Origin of the sequence: Brevundimonas naejangsanensis, assembly GCF_003627995.1 — a bacterium.
GTDB lineage: Bacteria > Pseudomonadota > Alphaproteobacteria > Caulobacterales > Caulobacteraceae > Brevundimonas > Brevundimonas naejangsanensis_B.
In genome coordinates this window covers 2563257-2580728 of record NZ_CP032707.1, presented here as the reverse complement: position 1 = coordinate 2580728, position 17472 = coordinate 2563257, and the positions used below count along the sequence as shown (strand labels likewise).

General features: G+C 67.8%; 20 protein-coding genes and 1 tRNA gene. 11 read left to right on the top strand and 10 right to left on the bottom strand.

What is annotated here, in order from left to right; genetic code table 11:
* Positions 1–50: 50 nt before the first annotated feature.
* Positions 51–2486: an ATP-dependent helicase HrpB gene (gene hrpB / locus D8I30_RS12145; protein ID WP_121482975.1), complete on the bottom strand. Its 2436-nt coding sequence runs from the start codon at positions 2484–2486 to the stop codon at positions 51–53.
* A gap of 156 nt (positions 2487–2642) precedes the next feature.
* Between hrpB and D8I30_RS12140 the strand changes: the two genes are divergently transcribed.
* The 3 genes from D8I30_RS12140 to D8I30_RS12135 all read left to right on the top strand — a co-directional run bounded on the left by D8I30_RS12140 (position 2643) and on the right by D8I30_RS12135 (position 4763).
* Positions 2643–4301 (top strand): amino acid permease, encoded by a 1659-nt coding sequence (locus tag D8I30_RS12140; RefSeq protein WP_121482974.1) that lies wholly within the window; start codon positions 2643–2645, stop codon positions 4299–4301.
* A 153-nt stretch (positions 4302–4454) separates the two neighbouring features.
* Complete coding sequence (locus D8I30_RS14510; RefSeq protein WP_162938900.1) at positions 4455–4595, top strand: hypothetical protein; 141 nt, start codon at positions 4455–4457, stop codon at positions 4593–4595.
* Positions 4596–4678: 83 nt separating this feature from the next.
* A tRNA-Leu gene (locus tag D8I30_RS12135) sits at positions 4679–4763 on the top strand.
* Between the two features lie 6 nt (positions 4764–4769).
* On the opposite strand, the gene D8I30_RS12130 is transcribed toward D8I30_RS12135, so the two are convergent.
* Positions 4770–5597 carry an NAD(P)H-hydrate dehydratase gene (locus D8I30_RS12130; protein WP_121482973.1) on the bottom strand — a complete coding sequence of 276 codons (828 nt, stop codon included), beginning with the start codon at positions 5595–5597 and terminating at the stop codon, positions 4770–4772.
* 118 nt (positions 5598–5715) lie between these two features.
* On the opposite strand from D8I30_RS12130, the gene D8I30_RS12125 reads away from it, so the two are divergent.
* From D8I30_RS12125 to D8I30_RS12110, 4 genes are all read left to right on the top strand, one after another.
* Positions 5716–6054 carry a P-II family nitrogen regulator gene (locus D8I30_RS12125; RefSeq protein WP_121482972.1) on the top strand — a complete coding sequence of 113 codons (339 nt, stop codon included), beginning with the start codon at positions 5716–5718 and terminating at the stop codon, positions 6052–6054.
* 60 nt (positions 6055–6114) lie between these two features.
* On the top strand, positions 6115–7524 hold the full coding sequence (gene glnA / locus D8I30_RS12120) for a type I glutamate--ammonia ligase (RefSeq protein WP_121482971.1): 1410 nt from the start codon (positions 6115–6117) through the stop codon (positions 7522–7524).
* A gap of 95 nt (positions 7525–7619) precedes the next feature.
* Positions 7620–8039 (top strand): hypothetical protein, encoded by a 420-nt coding sequence (locus D8I30_RS12115; RefSeq protein WP_121482970.1) that lies wholly within the window; start codon positions 7620–7622, stop codon positions 8037–8039.
* 136 nt (positions 8040–8175) lie between these two features.
* Positions 8176–8421, top strand: coding sequence for a hypothetical protein (locus D8I30_RS12110; RefSeq protein WP_121482969.1), 246 nt, complete (start codon positions 8176–8178; stop codon positions 8419–8421).
* Positions 8422–8432: 11 nt separating this feature from the next.
* On the opposite strand, the gene tatC is transcribed toward D8I30_RS12110, so the two are convergent.
* From tatC to D8I30_RS12095, 3 genes are read right to left on the bottom strand one after another with little or no spacing between them, the layout of a single operon-like run.
* Positions 8433–9311, bottom strand: coding sequence for a twin-arginine translocase subunit TatC (gene tatC, locus D8I30_RS12105; protein ID WP_121482968.1), 879 nt, complete (start codon positions 9309–9311; stop codon positions 8433–8435).
* Complete coding sequence (gene tatB, locus D8I30_RS12100) at positions 9308–9808, bottom strand: Sec-independent protein translocase protein TatB (RefSeq protein ID WP_121482967.1); 501 nt, start codon at positions 9806–9808, stop codon at positions 9308–9310. Before tatB ends, tatC begins: the two co-directional genes overlap by 4 nt.
* Before the next feature lie 23 nt (positions 9809–9831).
* Positions 9832–10047: a twin-arginine translocase TatA/TatE family subunit gene (locus tag D8I30_RS12095; protein ID WP_121482966.1), complete on the bottom strand. Its 216-nt coding sequence runs from the start codon at positions 10045–10047 to the stop codon at positions 9832–9834.
* 114 nt (positions 10048–10161) lie between these two features.
* Between D8I30_RS12095 and rnhA the strand changes: the two genes are divergently transcribed.
* Positions 10162–10614, top strand: a complete 453-nt coding sequence (rnhA, locus tag D8I30_RS12090) for a ribonuclease HI (RefSeq protein ID WP_121482965.1) — start codon at positions 10162–10164, stop codon at positions 10612–10614.
* 39 nt (positions 10615–10653) lie between these two features.
* Here the strand turns inward: rnhA and D8I30_RS12085 are convergent, their stop codons facing one another.
* The 3 genes from D8I30_RS12085 to D8I30_RS12075 are packed head-to-tail and all read right to left on the bottom strand — an operon-like array spanning position 10654 to position 12622.
* Positions 10654–11112, bottom strand: a complete 459-nt coding sequence (locus D8I30_RS12085) for an NfeD family protein (RefSeq protein ID WP_121482964.1) — start codon at positions 11110–11112, stop codon at positions 10654–10656.
* Between the two features lie 3 nt (positions 11113–11115).
* Positions 11116–12144: an SPFH domain-containing protein gene (locus D8I30_RS12080; protein ID WP_121482963.1), complete on the bottom strand. Its 1029-nt coding sequence runs from the start codon at positions 12142–12144 to the stop codon at positions 11116–11118.
* A 25-nt stretch (positions 12145–12169) separates the two neighbouring features.
* Positions 12170–12622: an NUDIX hydrolase gene (locus D8I30_RS12075; protein ID WP_121482962.1), complete on the bottom strand. Its 453-nt coding sequence runs from the start codon at positions 12620–12622 to the stop codon at positions 12170–12172.
* A 77-nt stretch (positions 12623–12699) separates the two neighbouring features.
* On the opposite strand from D8I30_RS12075, the gene D8I30_RS12070 reads away from it, so the two are divergent.
* From D8I30_RS12070 to D8I30_RS12060, 3 genes are all read left to right on the top strand, one after another.
* The gene (locus tag D8I30_RS12070; RefSeq protein ID WP_121482961.1) at positions 12700–14103 is read left to right on the top strand and encodes an FAD-binding oxidoreductase; all 1404 of its coding nucleotides are present in this window, start codon (positions 12700–12702) and stop codon (positions 14101–14103) included.
* 93 nt (positions 14104–14196) lie between these two features.
* Positions 14197–14970 (top strand): peroxide stress protein YaaA, encoded by a 774-nt coding sequence (gene yaaA / locus D8I30_RS12065; RefSeq protein ID WP_121482960.1) that lies wholly within the window; start codon positions 14197–14199, stop codon positions 14968–14970.
* Positions 14971–15039: 69 nt separating this feature from the next.
* Positions 15040–15837, top strand: a complete 798-nt coding sequence (locus D8I30_RS12060; protein WP_121482959.1) for a 3-hydroxybutyrate dehydrogenase — start codon at positions 15040–15042, stop codon at positions 15835–15837.
* A 111-nt stretch (positions 15838–15948) separates the two neighbouring features.
* Here the strand turns inward: D8I30_RS12060 and D8I30_RS12055 are convergent, their stop codons facing one another.
* Together D8I30_RS12055 and D8I30_RS12050 are read right to left on the bottom strand one after the other, a co-directional pair.
* The gene (locus D8I30_RS12055) at positions 15949–16869 is read right to left on the bottom strand and encodes an L-threonylcarbamoyladenylate synthase (RefSeq protein WP_121482958.1); all 921 of its coding nucleotides are present in this window, start codon (positions 16867–16869) and stop codon (positions 15949–15951) included.
* Complete coding sequence (locus D8I30_RS12050) at positions 16866–17417, bottom strand: cytochrome b (protein ID WP_121482957.1); 552 nt, start codon at positions 17415–17417, stop codon at positions 16866–16868. Before D8I30_RS12050 ends, D8I30_RS12055 begins: the two co-directional genes overlap by 4 nt.
* Between the last annotated feature and the right edge of the window lie 55 nt (positions 17418–17472).

Here is a 17472-nt window from a genome sequence, read left to right as displayed (position 1 = left end):
TGACGCACGATCATTGCGGCGCGCCGCCGTCGTGCGTCAAGCGGACCGGATCAGGTTCCGCGCGGCTTGGCCCGGTTGGTCGCCATCGCATTGGCCGGGTCTTCCGGCCAGGGATGGCGCGGATAGCGGCCGCGCATATCGCTGCGCACCGCCGCCCAGGACCCGGCCCAGAAGCCCGGCAGGTCCTTTGTCACCTGCACCGGCCGTCGCGCGGGCGACAGCAGGCTAAGCGTCAAGGGAACGCGGCCGCCGCCCACGGTCGGATGGGTCTTCACCCCGAACAGCTCCTGCACCCGGATTTCGACGCGCGGGCCGCCCTCGGCGGCGTAGTCGATGCCGGCGGAGCCCAGCGGCGTGGTCAGGCGCGTCGGCGCCAGGTCGTCCAGCTTGCGCTGCAGGTCCCAGGGGATCAGGCCGCGCAGCGCCTCGGCCAGCTTGCCGTCGCCGATGTCGGCCAGGGATCGCGCCCCGTCCAGCAGCGGCCACAGCCAGTCCTCGCGCGCCGCCAGAAGGCCTTCGTCCGACACGTCGGGCCAGGCCGCGTCTAGTCCGCGCAGGAAGGCCAGCCGCGCCCGCAGCGCTGCCGCCTGCTCGCCCCACTTCAGGGCGCCGAGGCCGCCCGCCTCGATCTCCGACTTCAGCGCAGCCGTCATGGTCGTCCGGTCCGGCGCGCCGACGACCTTCTCATCCAGCACCAGGGCGCCGATGCGCCGGATGCGGCGGATCACCGGCTTGCCGGACGGCTCGCGCGCCATCCGGTCCTCGACTTCGATCAGGCGCGCCAGGTCGGCCTCGAGCGTCGTCGCGTCGAGGGCGGCGGCCAGGCGGATGCGGTCGCGCGCGTCGCCGCCGCCCAGTTCCGCCACGGCCAGCCAGGGCTCGCGCGCCAGATGGTCTGTCGGCTCGACGAAGGCGCCCCGCCCGGACGCCAGCAGCACCTCGCCCGGCTTGCCGCGCGCCCGCGCGATCCGCTCGGGAAAGGCCTCGGCCAGCAGCAGGCCCGCGTCCGCCTCTCCGTCCCGGCCGCCGCCCGCCGCCCGCGCCCAGCGTTCGGCCAGCTTCATCGCATCGCGACCGCGCGGCGAGCGGTCCCGCTCCAACCCCTTCAGCCGGTCGTGCAGATCGACGCCGTTCCCGCCCAGGCCCGGCTCGCTCAGCACCGCCGCGATCCTCGCCCCGCCGAGCGCATCGCCCTGATCCGAGGCGACGGCCACCATGTGCGCCAGGCGCGGCGCCAGGGGGATGCGGGTCAGGCGGCGTCCATGCGGGGTCAGATCGCCCTTGGCGTCCAGCGCGCTCAGCCGGGCCAGCACCTTCCTCGCCTCGGCCATGGCCCCGGCGGGCGGCGGGTCCAGAAGGGCCAGCCCCTCGACCGACTTCGCCCCCCAGCGCGCTAGGTCGAGGGCGAAGGCGGTCAGGTCGGCCTCCTGAATTTCCGGCCGCTGATGGGCGACCAGGCCGCGCGTCTGTTCCTCGTCCCACAGGCGATAGCAGACGCCGGGCTCGACGCGGCCCGCGCGGCCCCGCCGCTGCTCGGCCGACGATCGGCTGACCTTGACCGTCGCCAGCCGGGTCAGGCCGCTGGAGGGCTCGAAGCGCGGCACGCGTGACAGGCCGCCGTCGATGACCACCCGCACGCCTTCGATGGTCAGGCTGGTTTCGGCCACGGAGGTCGCCAGCACCACCTTGCGGCGGCCCGGAGCGGCGGGCTCGATGGCGCGGTCCTGCTCGCCCTTGTCCAGCGCGCCGTACAGGGCGACGACATCGACGGTCGGATCGCGCAGCCGCTCGTTCAGCCGCTGGACCGTGCGGTGGATCTCGCCCTGCCCCGGCAGGAAGGCCAGGACGGAGCCGGTCTCGTCGTGCAGGGCCTGGACCACGGCCTTGGCCATGGCGTCCTCGAACCGCTCGACCGGGTTGCGGCCCAGGTAGCGGGTCTCGACCGGGAACATCCGCCCCTCGGCCTCGATGACGGGTGCGCCGTCCAACAGCTTCGACACCCCTGCGATGTCCAGGGTCGCCGACATGACGAGAAGCCGCAGGTCGTCGCGCAGGACCGACTGGCTCTCGCGCGCCAGGGCCAGGCCCAGGTCGGCGTCCAGGCTGCGCTCGTGGAATTCGTCAAACAGGACGGCGCCCACGCCTTCCAGCGCCGGGTCGTCCAGAATCATCCGCGTGAACACGCCCTCGGTGACGACCTCGATTCGGGTGTCGGGGCCGATCCGGCTCTGCAGACGGGTGCGATAGCCGACGGTTCCGCCCGCCTTCTGGCCAAGGGTGGCGGCCATGCGGTCGGCGGCGGCGCGCGCGGCCAGCCGGCGCGGCTCCAGAACCAGCACCTTGCCGTCGCCGAGCCACGGCTGATCCAGCAAGGCCAAGGGCACGACCGTGGTCTTGCCCGCCCCGGGCGGGGCGGCCAGAACGGCGACGTTGGTCTGGGCCAGGGCCGCCTTCAGCGACTCAAGAACGGCGTGAATCGGCAACATGAAGCGGGCTGTAGCGCCTTCGGCCGGGTTCACGAAAGCGTCGTCGATGCGTCATCCCTCGTAAACCGCGTTGCGCCTGAGCCTACAGATGGCTAGCGTCCCCGCCCAAGAAGGCGACCCGGGAGGGGTCGTCGATAAGTTTGGGGGCGCACCTGCATGTCTGCAGATGGCGTAAAGCCAGCCGGAAACCGGCTATTTCTTAAAAAATCCATCGCCCAGATCCAGAAGGAGGCCGCCAAGAGCGAGCTGAAACGGACCCTGGGCCCGCTGAACCTGATGAGCCTCGGCATCGGCGCCATCATCGGCGCCGGCATCTTCGTACTGACGGGTCAGGTGGCCTCGGCCCATGCCGGTCCGGCCATCATGTTCTCCTTCGTCATCGCCGGCATCGCCTGCGGCCTGGCGGGCCTGTGCTACGCCGAACTGGCGTCGACCATGCCGGTCTCGGGCTCGGCCTACACCTACGCCTACGGCACCCTGGGCGAGATCTTCGCCTGGATCATGGGCTGGCTGCTGGTGCTGGAATACGGCGTCGCGGCCTCGACCGTGGCGGTCGGCTGGTCCGGCTATGTGGTGTCGATCCTCAACGACTTCGGGGTCAGCGCCAGTCTATTCCCGACAATAAGTTATCCTGGCGGCGAAGGACCCCAGTGGGCCACCCCGCTGATCCAGTACGTGTCGTCGGGCGCCAATGCGGGCTTCCCGCTGACGGGCACCTTCAACCTGGTCGCGGCCGTCGGCATCGCCGCCGTTTGCGGCCTGCTGGTGCTGGGCGTGTCGGAATCGGCGAACATCAACAACGCCATCGTGGTCATCAAGATCATCGTCCTGCTGACCTTCATCGCCGTCGGCCTGCAGTACATCAACCCGGCCAACTGGGACCCCTTCATCCCGCCGCAGGGCGCGACCTGGGACCAGTTCGGCGTGGGCGGCATCTTCCGCGGCGCCTCGATCATCTTCTTCGCCTACGTCGGCTTTGAAGCGGTTTCGACCGCCGCCGCGGAGGCCAAGAACCCCTCGAAAGACGTGCCGATCGGCATCCTGGGCGCCCTGTTCGTCTGCACCCTGATCTACATGGTCGTGGCAGCCGTCATGACCGGCGTGGTGCCCTACCTGGAGCTGGCTTCGCCGGCCCCGATCGCCGTCGCCATCGACCGCATGGCCCTTACCTGGGCCGACATTCCGCTGGCCGGCGCGCCGAGCGGCAAGCTGAACCTGATCGCCTTCATGATTAAGATCGGCGCCATCACCGGCCTGTCCTCGGTCATGCTGGTGCTATGCTACGGCCAGACGCGCATCTTCTACACCATGGCGCGCGACGGCCTGCTGCCCAAGGCCTTCGCCATGGTGCACCCGAAGTTCCGCACCCCGTGGATCGGCACCATCCTGCTGGGCATCGTCATCGCCATCGCGGCGTCCTTCCTGCCCATCTCGATCCTGGGCGACCTGGTGTCGCTGGGCACGGCGACGGCCTTCGCCATCGTCTGCCTGTCTGTCATCGTTCTGCGCATCAAGCACCCGGAGATGGAGCGTCCGTTCAAGGTGCCGGGCGGCATGGTCACGGCCGTGCTGGGCATCCTGGCCTGTCTGACGCTGGCGTCGTTCAACTTCATCCCGATGGTGACGCACGCGCTGAACGACAACCCGCTGCCGCTGACCATCCTGGGCGTCTACGCCCTGGTCGGCGCCCTGATCTACGGCCTCTACGGCTTCGCCCACTCGAAGCTGGCCAAGGGCATCGACATCACCGAGGACTCGACCCTGGAAACGGCGGTCGAGGCCATGGGCCACGGCGTCGACAACAAGAAGGACTGATCCTTCGGAATGGAAAGGCCCCGGAGCGATCCGGGGCCTTTTTTTATCAGAATGGCCCTTCACGCCATGAGGCGCCCTTGCGGTCACGCCGTCTATCTTGATGAGGGCGTGGCTCTTGGAAGCCAGGCCAACACGACACGGAGTTACAGTGGCATGGTTACCGCCGGGGACGTCCTGTGGTGGATGCACAAGTTTCGGCGTCCGATCCTGTCGATCCAGGCGATCGGCATCATCGTCGGCGTGCTTTCGATGATCGTTCGGAACTGGGGCCACCTGGTCAGGCTGATCCATTGACGATCAGGCTGCGCCGCCCGTAACGCCCCTGTTTTCATCTTGTTGGGGGTGACGAAACCCCCTACAGCCACGGGCGAACCTATGCGGATGTGGCGGAACTGGTAGACGCACTGGATTTAGGTTCCAGCGCCGCGAGGCGTGGAGGTTCGACTCCTCTCATCCGCACCAGGTCCTTCAGTTCCCCAGCAGGTCGGCCAGCACCGCCGGAAGACCGTCCGGCAGGTCCTCGGCGATCAGGCCCGGTCCGAACCGCCGCGCGGCCTCGGAATGCATCCACACCGCCGCCCGCGCCGCATCGAAGCTGTCCATGTGCTGGGCGACCAGGCCGCCGATCATCCCGGCCAGGACATCGCCGCTGCCTGCCGTCGCCAGCCAGGGCGAGCCACCCCCATTGACCGTCATGCGTCCGTCCGGCGCCGCGACGACGGTTGCGCTTCCCTTCAGCACGACAACAGCGCCGGCGCGCCGCGACGCCTCCGCTGCAGCCCCCTCGCGACCAAGGGCCTCCAGAAGGCCGGGAAACAGCCGCTCGAACTCGCCCTCGTGGGGCGTCAGCACGTCGTCGCGGTCCAGCCAGGCGAACAGTTCGTCGGATCGGTCACGAAACAGGGTCAAGGCGTCCGCATCGACTACCAGCGCGGCTCCCGTCCGCACCAATGCGCCGAGGTTCAGGGCGGTGCCTTCCGTCAGCCCCGCTGCGGGGCCGATCACCACGGCGTCCATGGGCTCGGCCAGGTTCTGCAACTGATCCGGCGAAGCGAAGCTGGCCAGCATCACCGCCTCCAGCGTCGGCGCCAGGACCGGCGCCGCGTCCGGCGGGCAGAACACCTTGACCAGACCTGCCCCGATCCTGAGGCCCGCGCGCGCCGACAGCCGCGCCGCTCCCGTGTTCAAGGGGCCGCCCGACACCACACCCAGCCGTCCGCGCGCGTGTTTGTGGGCATCCGGCCCCGGCCGGGGGAGCAAATGACGCCATTCGGAAGGAGCGTTGCCGGACTTCATGTGGATTTCCGTTCACGGATGGCGTCACGATGCGAAAATCGCTTGCCAATTTGTGCGATGCAATGTCCCTTTAGCGCCCGAGCGTCGGACCAAACAAGGAGCCGGCTCGGGATCCGCCATGAAGAAGATCGAAGCCGTCATCAAGCCATTCAAGCTGGATGAAGTGAAGGATGCGCTCCAGGACATCGGGGTGCAGGGCATGACCGTGCTGGAGGCCAAGGGATATGGCCGCCAGAAGGGCCATTCGGAACTCTATCGCGGCGCCGAGTACGTCATCGACTTCCTGCCCAAGATCAAGATCGAGGTGGTGGTGTCGGATGATCTGGCCCCCGCCGTGGTCGAGACGATTCAAAACGCCGCCCGCACCGGCAAGATCGGGGACGGCAAGATCTTCATCACCACCCTCGAAGACGTCATCCGCATCCGCACGGGCGAAACCGGCGCCCAAGCCATCTAGACCCAACGGCCGCCTCTCGAGGCGGCCGATTTCAATTCCTCAGCCACAGGACTCCTCCCCATGAGCGCCGCCCAAAAGATCCTGCAAGAGATCAAGGACAAGGACGTCCAGTACGTCGACCTTCGCTTCACCGACACGCGCGGCCGCGTCCACCACGTGACCTTCGACATCGGCATGGTGGACGAAGAATTCCTGGAAGACGGCACCATGTTCGACGGCTCGTCGATCGCGGGCTGGAAGACCATCAACGAGTCCGACATGCTGCTGAAGCCGGACCTGTCGAGCGCCTATGTCGACCCCTTCTACCAGCAGACCACCCTGTTCATGTTCTGCGACGTGCTGAACCCGGACACGGCCGAGCCTTATAACCGCGACAGCCGCTCCATGGCCAAGAAGGCCCTCGCCTATGTCCAGTCGTCGGGCGTGGGCGATACCGTCTTCTTCGGCCCGGAAGCCGAGTTCTTCGTCTTCGACGACGTGCGCTGGAGCACCGCCGCGCACGACACCCGCTACAGCTTCGACTCGACCGAGCTGCCCGCCAACACCGGCGCCGAATACGCCGAGGGCAACCTGGGCCACCGTCCGGGACCCAAGGGCGGCTACTTCCCGGTCAACCCGGTCGACTCGGGCCAGGACCTGCGCGGCGAGATGCTGGCGGTCATGAAGGATCTGGGCCTGGACCCCGAGAAGCACCACCACGAAGTCGCCCCGGCGCAGCACGAACTGGGCCTGAAGTTCAGCGACCTGCTGACCATGGCGGACCGGATGCAGCTGTACAAATACATCGTCCACAACGTGGCCCACGCCTACGGCAAGTCGGCGACCTTCATGGCCAAGCCGATGTTCGGCGACAACGGCTCGGGCATGCACGTCCACATGTCGATCTGGAAGGACGGCAAGCCGCAGTTCGCGGGCGACAAGTACGCGGGCCTGTCGCAGGAATGCCTGTGGTACATCGGCGGCGTGATCAAGCACGCCAAGGCCATCAACGCCTTCGCCAACTCGACCACCAACTCCTACAAGCGCCTCGTTCCCGGCTATGAAGCCCCGGTGAAGCTGGCCTACTCGGCGCGCAACCGCTCGGCGTCGATCCGCATCCCGCACGTCACCTCGCCCAAGGCCAAGCGCCTGGAAGCCCGCTTCCCCGACCCGATGGGCAACCCCTATCTGACGTTCGTGGCCCTGCTGATGGCGGGCCTGGACGGCATCGAGAACCGCATCGATCCGGGCGCGGCCGCCGACAAGAACCTGTACGACCTGCCGCCGGAAGAGCGCCACTCGATCCCCGAGGTCGCCGGTTCGCTGAAGGAGGCCCTGGAGGCCCTGGACGCCGATCGCGCCTTCCTCAAGAAGGGCGGCGTGATGGATGACGACTTCATCGACAGCTACATCACCCTGAAGCAGGAAGAGGTCGCCCGGCTGCAACTGCACCCGCACCCGGTCGAGTTCGACATGTACTACAGCTGCTGATCAACAGCGTTGAAGAGGGCCGAAGGCAGATCCTTCGGCCCCTTTTCTCGGCTACCGACACACGTCTCAAACGACATAGGGATCTTCAGGCTTTCATGGGTGACATCATGCGCATTGCAACACTGTTGATCCTGGCCGTAGCCTTGCAGGGTTGCGCCACCTTCGATGCCTCGGAAACGCACCAGAACATTGCTCGCGGTCGGTCCATCGTCTCTGACGCCCTCTCGAAGCCAGGCGCGCAGGAGCGTGTGACTCTGTCCTATGCAGGCGGACAAGGCGAACGTGAAGCCTTCTCGGGCGCCGCGATCGAAGGAGATCAGGTGTGCGGCCTGCGGGTCGCCGGCACGCTGGAGCCGATCTACGTCCATCCGCGAGGCGGCGGCGTGCAGCTATACGCTATGGAGTGGATAGAGCTGCCGCATGAACGCCAGGATCGTCGCTGCGTCTCTCTGGCGCGGGTGTCGAAGGCGAAGGTCGGCGACGACCCAGGATTCCTGGGGCTTCGCCTGAATTGAGCGATCTAGGCGACTAGGTTGAGAAACTGACGATCCAGAGGCGCCGGGCGGCTACGTCCGGCGCCTTTTTCGTTTTCGGCGAAGCCGGAACAACCGCCGCCCTGCGCGGTTTGCCTAGGCGTAGGAGAGCATCGCCATGGTTCAGAAACACGCCGACACGGATCGCTGGGGCGGCCCCGGAGCCAGCCACGAGAACCGCAACAAGCCCAAGCCCGATCCTGTGGTGAAGGACGCCGACGCGCCCGATCATCTTTCGCCTCGCCACCAGATTTCAGGCGGCGGCGGCGAAGGCGACGTGCACAAGGGCCACTCGGCCAAGGCGAAGCACGCCAAGCACGCTACGTCCCAGGAAAAGAAGCACGAGCGGGATGGACGCCACTAGGGACGCCCCTGTCAGGCCGCGAGCGCGTCCGCCTTCTTGCGGCGCAGTTCGATGATGCGGACGCACCAGATCGAGATTTCGTAGAGCAGGACCATGGGCACGGCCAGCATCAGCTGGCTGATCGGGTCCGGCGGCGTCACGACGGCGGCGACCACGACCACGGCGACGATGGCGTAGCGGCGGCCCTTGGCCATCATCTGGCTGTTAATCAGGCCCGCCAGGCCCAGCAGGGTCATCACGACCGGCAGTTGGAAGCATAGCCCGAAGGCCAGGATCAGGGCCGTCACCAGGTTCAGATAGTCCGACACCTTGGGCAGGAGTTCGGCCGACACGCCCGCTCCGATGATCTGCTGGCTCAGCGAGAACCACATCACGAAGGGCAGCATGACGTAATAGACCAGAGCCGCGCCCAGCAGGAACAGCACCGGCGCCGCGATCAGGAACGGCAGGAAGGCGCCCTTCTCATTGCGATACAGCCCCGGCGCGACGAAGCGGTACAGCTGCCAGGCCAGGACCGGGAAGGCCACGATGACGGCGCCCAGGCCCGCCAGCTTCATCTTGGTGAACAGAATCTCCAGCGGCGCGGTGTAGATCAGGCGCACGCTGTTGTGGTCGACGTCCGGCACCGGGATCAGCCCGGCCGTGCCCAGGATCAGGCTGAACGGCGAGACATGGCCGTGCGCCCCCACCGTCTGGTGGAAGGCGGCCGAAACCACATAGGGCTTCACCAGGAACAGGTAGAGCGTCTCGGAAAAGGCGAAGCAGCCGATGAAGGCGATGATGAAGGCGACCACGCAGACCATCAGCCGCGACCGCAGCTCGATCAGGTGATCCATCAGGGGCGCGCGCGAGGCCTCGATGTCGGCTTCGTCGCGGTCGTCGCGGCTCATAGGTCGACCTTCTTCGTGCGCTTGGCCTTGGGACGGGCGGCGTCGGTCTCCGCCGTCTTCTTCTTCGCGCGCGGCTTGGCGGCGGGCTTGGGCGCGGGCTCAGGTTCGGGCGCGGGGACGGCCGCCGCATCCGGCCACTCGTCGACGCCGGTCGCCACGGGCGAGGGCTCGGGCCCTGTCAGGGCCGGCGCATCCAGCGGCGCCTCCAGCTCCTTGCGAATATCCTTGAAAGCCTCGTCCGCATCGACGCCCAGGGCGTGCATCCCCTGCCCCGACCGCAGCGCCTCGACCTCCTTGCGGAGTTCGTCCAGCTCGGACTGGCGCGCCATCTCGTCAAAGCTGGCGCGGAATTCGTTGGCCATGGCCCGCGCCTTGCCGACGAACTGCCCGACCTTGCGCATGAGCATGGGCAGGTCCTTGGGCCCCACCACCAGCAGGGCCACCAGGCCGATGACAAGGATTTCGAACCCGCCGACGCCGGGGCCAAGACCACCCATGATTCAGCGTCTTCCGGCGAGCGTCAGCGGTTCAGTTCTTCTTTTTCGGCCTCGGTGCGCGGCAGGGCGCCCGCGCCCTCCTTGCCCTTGGCGTCCGTGTCGTCCTTCAGACCGTCCTTGAAGGCGCGAATGCCCTTGGCCGCGTCGCCCATGATGCCGGACAGCTTGCCGCGACCGCCAAACAGGACCAACACGACGACGACGACGATGGCCCAGTGCCAGATGCTCATGGAGCCCATGGAGATACCTCCTCAAAGGGACTCGCCGGATACGCGGCCCCACCGACTGATTGTTGTGCGTCATATAGGCTGAGTGATGGCGATGCGCCAAGGGAGGCTGTAGGCATCGCGACCATGAATCCCAACGATCACGTCATCATTCACACCGACGGCGCCTGCAAGGGCAACCCCGGACCGGGCGGCTGGGGAGCGATCCTGCAGACCGGCGGCGGCCACGAAAAGGAACTGTGGGGCGGCGAGCCTCTGACGACCAACAACCGCATGGAGCTGATGGCCGCGATCATGGCGCTGGAGGCGCTGAAGCGTCCCTGCCGCGTCGACCTGCACACAGACAGCAAATACGTCATGCAGGGCGTCACCGAATGGATCCGCGGCTGGAAGGCGCGCGGCTGGAAGACGGCCGACAAGAAGCCCGTCAAGAACGAGGACCTGTGGCGACGCCTGGACGAGGCCCGCAGCCGCCACGAGGTCAAATGGCACTGGGTCAAGGGCCACGCCGGCCACGCCCTGAACGAGCGGGCCGACGGCCTGGCCAATCGCGGCGTGCCGGACATGCGGGGGCGCTAAACACCCCTCCCCCGCTCATCCCTGCGAAATTAGAGCAGTCTAGACCGCTCGCACCTTCAGGCGCGGACCGGACACCGATTCGACGATGACGCTCTCGCCCGCCAGGGGCGAGGCGTCCTCAATGTCGGCGGGCCATTCGGCGCCGGAGACGAAGACCCGGCCCCGGCCGTCGACGAAGGCCTCGACCACGCGCGCCCGCTCGCCGACCAGGCGGCTGTCGCGGTCGTTGATGTCCGGCTGCTCCTTGGGGTTCACCCGCTTGATCAGGCGGCGCGACAGGATGGTGGAGGCCACCGTCAGGGCGGCGAAGACGCCGATCTCGACCGGCAGGCCCAACTGGGGCGCCAGGGCCGAGATCAGGGCCGTCAGCCCCGCCGACACCGCCGGCCACAGCAGCCATTCAGTCGAAGCCGCCGCCTCGATCCCCAACAGGATTACGCCGACCGCCAGCCACAGCCAGAACGGCTGGGCGGCGTAGAGGGAAATGAGCCAGTCCATGGCCTACTCCGTCGTCGGCACGGCGCCGCCCGGACGGCGCGGCGAGGCGGCCGGGCGCGCCGGCGTGGGCGCAGGCGCAGCGGCGCGTGCCGCCTGGCGTGCATCCGTGCGGACGTGCTGCTGTTCCTTGGCCAGGCCGACCAGTTCGCCGACGCCGGCGATGGTGCCGACCAGGGCGCCCATTTCGGCCGGAACGATGACGGTCTTCTGCTGCGGGCTGCGGGCCAGTTCGGCGAAGGCCTCGACGTATTTCTGGGCCACGAAGTAGTTGATGGCGTTGACGTCGCCGCGCGCGATCGCCTCCGACACCATGGCGGTGGCCTTGGCCTCGGCCTCGGCTTCACGCTCGCGGGCCTCGGCGTCGCGGAAGGCGGCTTCGCGGCGGCCCTCGGCTTCCAGGATGGCCGCCTGCTTGGCGCCCTCGGCGCGGGCGATGGCGGCCTGCTTCTCGCCGTCCGCCTCAGTGATGACGGCACGACGCTCGCGCTCGGCCTTCATCTGACGGGCCATGGCGTTGGTGATGTCCACCGGCGGCGTCAGGTCCTTGATCTCGATCCGGTTGGCCTTGATGCCCCAGGGCTCGGTCGCGGCGTCGATGACGTGCAGCAGGCGGGTGTTGATGCTGTCGCGCTGGCTCAGCACCTCGTCCAGCTCCATGGAGCCGACCACGGTCCGCAGGTTGGTCATGCACAGCTGGGAGATGGCGTAGGTCAGGTCATCGACGCGATAGGCCGCCTTGGCCGCGTCCATCACCTGGATGAAGACGATGCCGTCGACCTTCACCATGGCGTTGTCGCGGGTGATGACCTCCTGGGTCGGGACGTCCAGCACCTGCTCCATCATGTTCATGCGGCGGCCGATGCGCTCGACGAACGGGGTCAGGATATGGATGCCCGGCGTCAGGGTCTTGGTGTACTTGCCGAACCGTTCCACCGTGAATTCACGGCCTTGCGGCACGATCTTGATCACGCTGAACAGGAAGATGATCGCGAAGACCGCGAACATCACAAAGAATATCAGCGAAAAATTCATAAGGCCCTCCGATGTGAAGGCCAGCTTAGCCGTCGGGCGTCGGCCGCGCCACCGAATCCGGTTCCGCCGGGATGACATCCCCGTCAGCCATGCGCCGAGCCGTGCGGATGATGCGCCGCGTCTCGTCCCAATCCACCTTGGCCAGCGCGGTCTCGAACGGGAAGAAGGCCGCCTCGGCCGCGTCATCGCCCGCGACCGGCTCGCCGGACAGCCAGCGCGCGGCGTAGTCGATCAGGACGTAGTGCCGCCCGGCCTCGGGGAAGAGGCCGTCCACCACGTCGACCAGGCCGATCAGCTCCGCCTCGACTCCGGTCTCCTCGCGCAGTTCGCGCAGGGCCGCATCGGCCAGACGCTCGCCGGGTTCCAGCCGCCCGCCGGGCAGGCTCCACTCCCCCTGGCGTGGCGGCGCGCCGCGGCGGATCAGAAGCACCTCGTCACCTTTCAGGCACACCACGCCCACGGCGGGGGTCGGAATCATATTTCGCCCTTGAAATGACTGCCTGGAGGCAAGGTTTTGCGCTTCCACCACGACGCGCCTTTTGCCACAAGGCCGATATGACCCTCCCCACGCCTGAATCCCTCGCCGAACTCAAGGCCGCCCTGCCCGGCGCCTGGACCCAGGACGCCGCTGAAATGGCGCCCTGGCTGACCGAATGGCGCGGCCGCTGGACCGGTGAGACCCCCCTGCTGCTGCAGCCGCGCACGACCGAGGAAGTCGCCCGCGCGGTCGAGATCTGCGCCCGTCACGGCGTGGCGCTGGTCACCCAGGGCGGCGGCACCGGCCTGGTCGGCGGTCAGATTCCCTATGGCGAGGTGCTGCTGTCCACGCGCAAGCTGCGCGCCGTGCGCGACGTGACGCCGCTGGACGACGCCATGACCGTCGAGGCGGGCGTGACCCTGCTGGAGGCGCAGGAACTGGCCAGGGAAAAGGACCGCTTCTTCCCGCTCAGCCTCGCGGCCGAGGGCTCGGCCACCATCGGCGGCGTCATCTCGACCAACGCCGGGGGCACGGCGGTGCTGCGCTACGGCATGATGCGCGATCTGGTGCTGGGCATAGAGGTGGTCATGCCTGACGGTCAGGTGTTCAACGGCCTGAAGCGGCTGAGAAAAGACAACACCGGCTACGACCTGAAGCAGCTGTTCATCGGCGCCGAGGGCACCCTGGGCGTCGTGACCGCCGCGACGCTGAAGCTGTTCCCGATCATGCGCAGCCGGGCGACGGCCATCGTCGGCCTGGAAAGCCACCACGACGCGGTCACGCTTCTGGCCCGCGCCAAGGCCGAGACCGGCGGCGGGGTCGAGGCGTTCGAGCTGATGAAGCGCCTGGGCATGAGCTTGGTGCTCAAGAACATCCCCGACACGCGCGAGCCGCTGGAAACGGCGCCGCCCTGGTACGTGCTGATCGAACTGGCCTCGGGCGAGCCCGGCGGCGCCGAAGCGGCGATGGAGCGGCTGCTGACCGCCGCCTTCGAGGAAGGGCTGATCTGCGACGCCGCCATCGCCCAGAACGACGCCCAGAAGGCCGCCTTCTGGCGCCTGCGCGAGGAGCATTCGGCCGGGCTCAAGCCCGAGGGCGGCGGCTGGAAACACGACGTCTCCGTCCCCGTCTCGCGAATCGCCGACTTCATCGACGAGGCCACAGCGGCGGTTGAGCGGTTCCATCCGGGCTGCCGGGTGTCGGTCTTCGGCCACGTCGGCGACGGCAATCTTCACTATGACGTGATCCCCGGCGTGGGCGAGGACGTGGCCGCCTTCATCGCCCGCTGGATGGAAGGGTCGGAGGTCGTGCACGACGTGGTCGCCCGCTACGACGGCTCCATCTCGGCCGAACACGGCCTGGGGCGGCTGAAAACCGAGGAAGCCCGTCGCTACAAGTCGCCAGTCGAGATCGCGACCATGCAGGCGATCCGCCTTGCCCTCGACCCCAAACGCATCATGAACCCAGCGGTCCTGTTCTGAGAGCCCGCGACCGAGGCTGACGTCGCGGGCGGTTCAAATCGTCACGGAAGCGGCCTATGAGGCCCGCTTCCCGACGCTGCGGAGTCAGTTGTTTTGCTGATCGTCCTGTCCCCGGCCAAGAAGCTGGACTTCAACCCGCCCGCCCTCGACGTGCCCGCGACGCCACGGCGATGCGCGGACGAGACGGTCGAACTGGCCAAGGTGACGCGCCAGCTGAGCCGGGCGGACCTGCGCCGGCTCCTGTCCATTTCCGACGCCCTGGCCGAGCTCAACTATCAACGCTTCCAGGCCTTCGACAACGACACGTCCGAAGGCGCGCTGCAGGCCGTCTTCGCCTTTGCCGGCGACGTCTATGAAGGCCTGTCGGCCCGCACCCTGTCGCCCGACGACCTGGCCTGGGCGCAGGATCACCTGCGCATCCTGTCGGGCTTCTACGGCCTGCTGCGGCCGCTGGACGCCATCCAGCCCTATCGCCTTGAAATGGGCGTTCGGCTGAAGACCAAGCGCGGCGCCACCCTGTACGACTTCTGGGGCGAGCGCATCTCGTTGCGTCTGAACGAGGACGCTGAAAAGCTGCCCGAACGCACCCTGGTGAACCTGGCCAGCCACGAATATTTCGGCGCGGTCGACGCCAAGGCGCTGAAGCTGCCGGTCGTGACCCCCCACTTCAAGGAGCGGAAGGACGGCGAGGCCCGCATCATCTCCTTCTACGCCAAGAAGGCGCGCGGCGGCATGGCCCGCTTCGCCATCGAGAACCGGCTGGAAAAGGTCGAGGATCTCAAGGCCTTCGACCGCGACGGCTATCGGTTCGACAAGAGCCTTTCCACCGATTCCGACTGGATATTCATCAGAGAAGGAAATTCCTGATCGCCAGACGCTTCGTCTGTCGCTAGGCTCCGCCCCAAACCAAATATTCTAATGGGTGGAAGCAGCTTCATGTTCGCCATGAACGATCTCAAGGGCCGGGTCGCGGTCGTCTCCGGCTCGACCTCCGGCATCGGACTGGCGCTGGCGCGGGCCGTGGCCCTGTGCGGCGGCGACGTGATGCTGAACGGCCTGGGCGATCCCGACGCCATCGAGAAGACGCGCGCAGACCTGGCGGCCGAGACGGGCGTGCGCGTCCTTTACCACCCGGCCGACATGACCCAGCCGGATCAGATCGAGGACATGATCGCCACGGCGCATCGCGAACTGGGCCGCCTCGACATCCTGGTCAACAACGCCGGCATCCAGCACGTCGAGGCCGTCGAGAACTTCCCCGCCGAGGCGTGGGAGAAGATCATCGCCATCAACCTATCCTCGACCTTCTACGCCACCAGGGCGGCGGTGCCGATCATGAAGGCGCAGGGACGCGGCCGGATCATCAACATCGCCTCGGCTCACGGCCTGGTCGCCAGCCCGTTCAAGTCGGCCTATGTCGCCGCCAAGCACGGGGTGATCGGCTTCACCAAGACGGTGGCGCTGGAACTGGCGCAGCAGAACATCACCTGCAACGCCATCTGCCCCGGCTTCGTCGAGACCCCCATCGTCGCCAAGCAGATTCAGGACCAGGCCCGCACGCGCGGCATGAGCGAGGACGAGGTGATGAAGTCCGTCATCCTCGGCTCGCAGCCGACCAAGCGGTTCGTCACGACCGACGAACTGGCGGGCGTCTTCCTCTATCTGGCGTCCGATCTCGGCGCCTCGGCCAACGGCTCGCATTTCTCGGTCGATGGCGGCTGGACGGCTCAATAGACCGCTCGCGCCAGCAGCCGCCCGCGTCATCCCGGAAACGGCGCAGCCGTTATCCGGGACCGCTCAGGACAAGACACGAGGGTTCGGCCGGAATGACGGACAGGGAACTGCCTAGCCGACGAACCCTGCCGCGCGGCGCAGGCGGTCATTGATCGCCTCGCCCAGCCCCTTCGCCGGAATTGGCGAGACGGCGATGCCCGCAGGCTTGGTCCGATCCGCCTCGCGCAGCAGGCGGAACAGGTTGGCCGCCGCCTCGCGCAGGTCGCCGGCCGGGCTGAGGCTCCAGCGCGGATCACCGACGCCGGGACCGAAACCCAGCAGGATTTCGCCCTCCTTCGCCCCCTCGGCCTCGATCCGCACCGGCGCGTCCGGCGCATAGTGCAGGGCCAGCCGCCCCGGCGAGCGATGCCCCTGCCCATTTTCGGCCAGCGGCCCGACCACGGCCTCGATCTCTTCGCGCGTGACCGAGCCGGGACGCAGCAGGGCGACCTGTCCGTCCAGCACCGACACGACCGTGCTCTCGACCCCGACGGCGCAGGGGCCGCCGTCGACGGCCGCGCCGACGGCGTGGCCCGTCTCCTCCAGGGCGTCGGCGAAGGTCGTCGGGCTGGGTCGGCCCGAGCGGTTGGCCGAGGGCGCCACGACGGGGCCGCCGAAGGCGCCGATGACCGCCCGCGCGCGCGGATGGCCGGGCACGCGCACGGCCACGCTGTCCAGCCCCGCCCGCGCCAGATCGCACACCCGTTCGCGATCCCGCACGGGCGCCACGATGGTCAGCGGTCCCGGCCAGAAGGCTTCGGCCAAAGCGCGGGCGCGGGCGTCGAACACGGCGATCTCTTCGGCGTCCAGCGCATTGGCGACGTGGGCGATCAGCGGATTGAAGCGCGGCCGCCCCTTGGCCTCGAAGATGCGCGCCACCGCCTGAGGATTGGAGGCGTCAGCCGCCAGCCCATAGACCGTCTCGGTCGGCAGGATGACCAGGCGGCCCGTCTTCAGCGCCTCGGCGGCGATTTCTGGCGCGTCGCTGGTCATGGGCGAGGCGCGATGAAGGGCAGCATCCGCCGCAACACATTGTCGCGATTGATAAAGTGATGCTTCAGCGCCCCGGCCACATGCAGGACGATCAGGAGGTAAAGCAGCTTCACCACCATCTCATGCACGTCCATGAAGCGCCCCGCGACCTCGCGCCCGCCGCCGATCGGCAGCAGGGGCCAGTCGAACAGGCCGAACCAGCTGATCTCCCGCGCGGCGGCGGACGACGCCAGCCAGCCGGTCAGCGGCAGAATCAACAGCACCGCGTAGAACAGGAACTGCGTTCCCCGCGACAGAATTCGCTCCCACGTCGGCGTGCCCGACGGCAGGGCGATCAGCGGATTGGCCAGCCGCCAGCCCAGGCGCGCCAGCGTCAGCACCAGGATGGTCAGGCCCAGGGCCTTGTGCGTCTGCAGGAGCTGTCGCGCCGCCTCGCCCTGGGTCGCGTCTCGGGCCATGATCAGGCCGATCTGGGTCAGCACGGCGACCGCAATCGTCCAGTGCAGGATCAGTGAAACTGTCGAATATCGGCTGCGAGGTTCGGCCAAGGGGTCTTTCCTTCCGTGACGGCACGGCGCCACAGCTTGGCGGAACCACGACCAA

What these genes read in the sequence shown, in the direction of transcription:
- hrpB (WP_121482975.1), bottom strand. Translation starts at nt 2,486, where the DNA reads ATGTTGCCGATTCACGCCGTTCTTGAGTCGCTGAAGGCGGCCCTGGCC.
- D8I30_RS12140 (WP_121482974.1), top strand. Translation starts at nt 2,643, where the DNA reads ATGTCTGCAGATGGCGTAAAGCCAGCCGGAAACCGGCTATTTCTTAAA.
- D8I30_RS14510 (WP_162938900.1), top strand. Translation starts at nt 4,455, where the DNA reads ATGGTTACCGCCGGGGACGTCCTGTGGTGGATGCACAAGTTTCGGCGT.
- D8I30_RS12130 (WP_121482973.1), bottom strand. Translation starts at nt 5,597, where the DNA reads ATGAAGTCCGGCAACGCTCCTTCCGAATGGCGTCATTTGCTCCCCCGG.
- D8I30_RS12125 (WP_121482972.1), top strand. Translation starts at nt 5,716, where the DNA reads ATGAAGAAGATCGAAGCCGTCATCAAGCCATTCAAGCTGGATGAAGTG.
- glnA (WP_121482971.1), top strand. Translation starts at nt 6,115, where the DNA reads ATGAGCGCCGCCCAAAAGATCCTGCAAGAGATCAAGGACAAGGACGTC.
- D8I30_RS12115 (WP_121482970.1), top strand. Translation starts at nt 7,620, where the DNA reads ATGGGTGACATCATGCGCATTGCAACACTGTTGATCCTGGCCGTAGCC.
- D8I30_RS12110 (WP_121482969.1), top strand. Translation starts at nt 8,176, where the DNA reads ATGGTTCAGAAACACGCCGACACGGATCGCTGGGGCGGCCCCGGAGCC.
- tatC (WP_121482968.1), bottom strand. Translation starts at nt 9,311, where the DNA reads ATGAGCCGCGACGACCGCGACGAAGCCGACATCGAGGCCTCGCGCGCG.
- tatB (WP_121482967.1), bottom strand. Translation starts at nt 9,808, where the DNA reads ATGGGTGGTCTTGGCCCCGGCGTCGGCGGGTTCGAAATCCTTGTCATC.
- D8I30_RS12095 (WP_121482966.1), bottom strand. Translation starts at nt 10,047, where the DNA reads ATGGGCTCCATGAGCATCTGGCACTGGGCCATCGTCGTCGTCGTCGTG.
- rnhA (WP_121482965.1), top strand. Translation starts at nt 10,162, where the DNA reads ATGAATCCCAACGATCACGTCATCATTCACACCGACGGCGCCTGCAAG.
- D8I30_RS12085 (WP_121482964.1), bottom strand. Translation starts at nt 11,112, where the DNA reads ATGGACTGGCTCATTTCCCTCTACGCCGCCCAGCCGTTCTGGCTGTGG.
- D8I30_RS12080 (WP_121482963.1), bottom strand. Translation starts at nt 12,144, where the DNA reads ATGAATTTTTCGCTGATATTCTTTGTGATGTTCGCGGTCTTCGCGATC.
- D8I30_RS12075 (WP_121482962.1), bottom strand. Translation starts at nt 12,622, where the DNA reads ATGATTCCGACCCCCGCCGTGGGCGTGGTGTGCCTGAAAGGTGACGAG.
- D8I30_RS12070 (WP_121482961.1), top strand. Translation starts at nt 12,700, where the DNA reads ATGACCCTCCCCACGCCTGAATCCCTCGCCGAACTCAAGGCCGCCCTG.
- D8I30_RS12060 (WP_121482959.1), top strand. Translation starts at nt 15,040, where the DNA reads ATGTTCGCCATGAACGATCTCAAGGGCCGGGTCGCGGTCGTCTCCGGC.
- D8I30_RS12055 (WP_121482958.1), bottom strand. Translation starts at nt 16,869, where the DNA reads ATGACCAGCGACGCGCCAGAAATCGCCGCCGAGGCGCTGAAGACGGGC.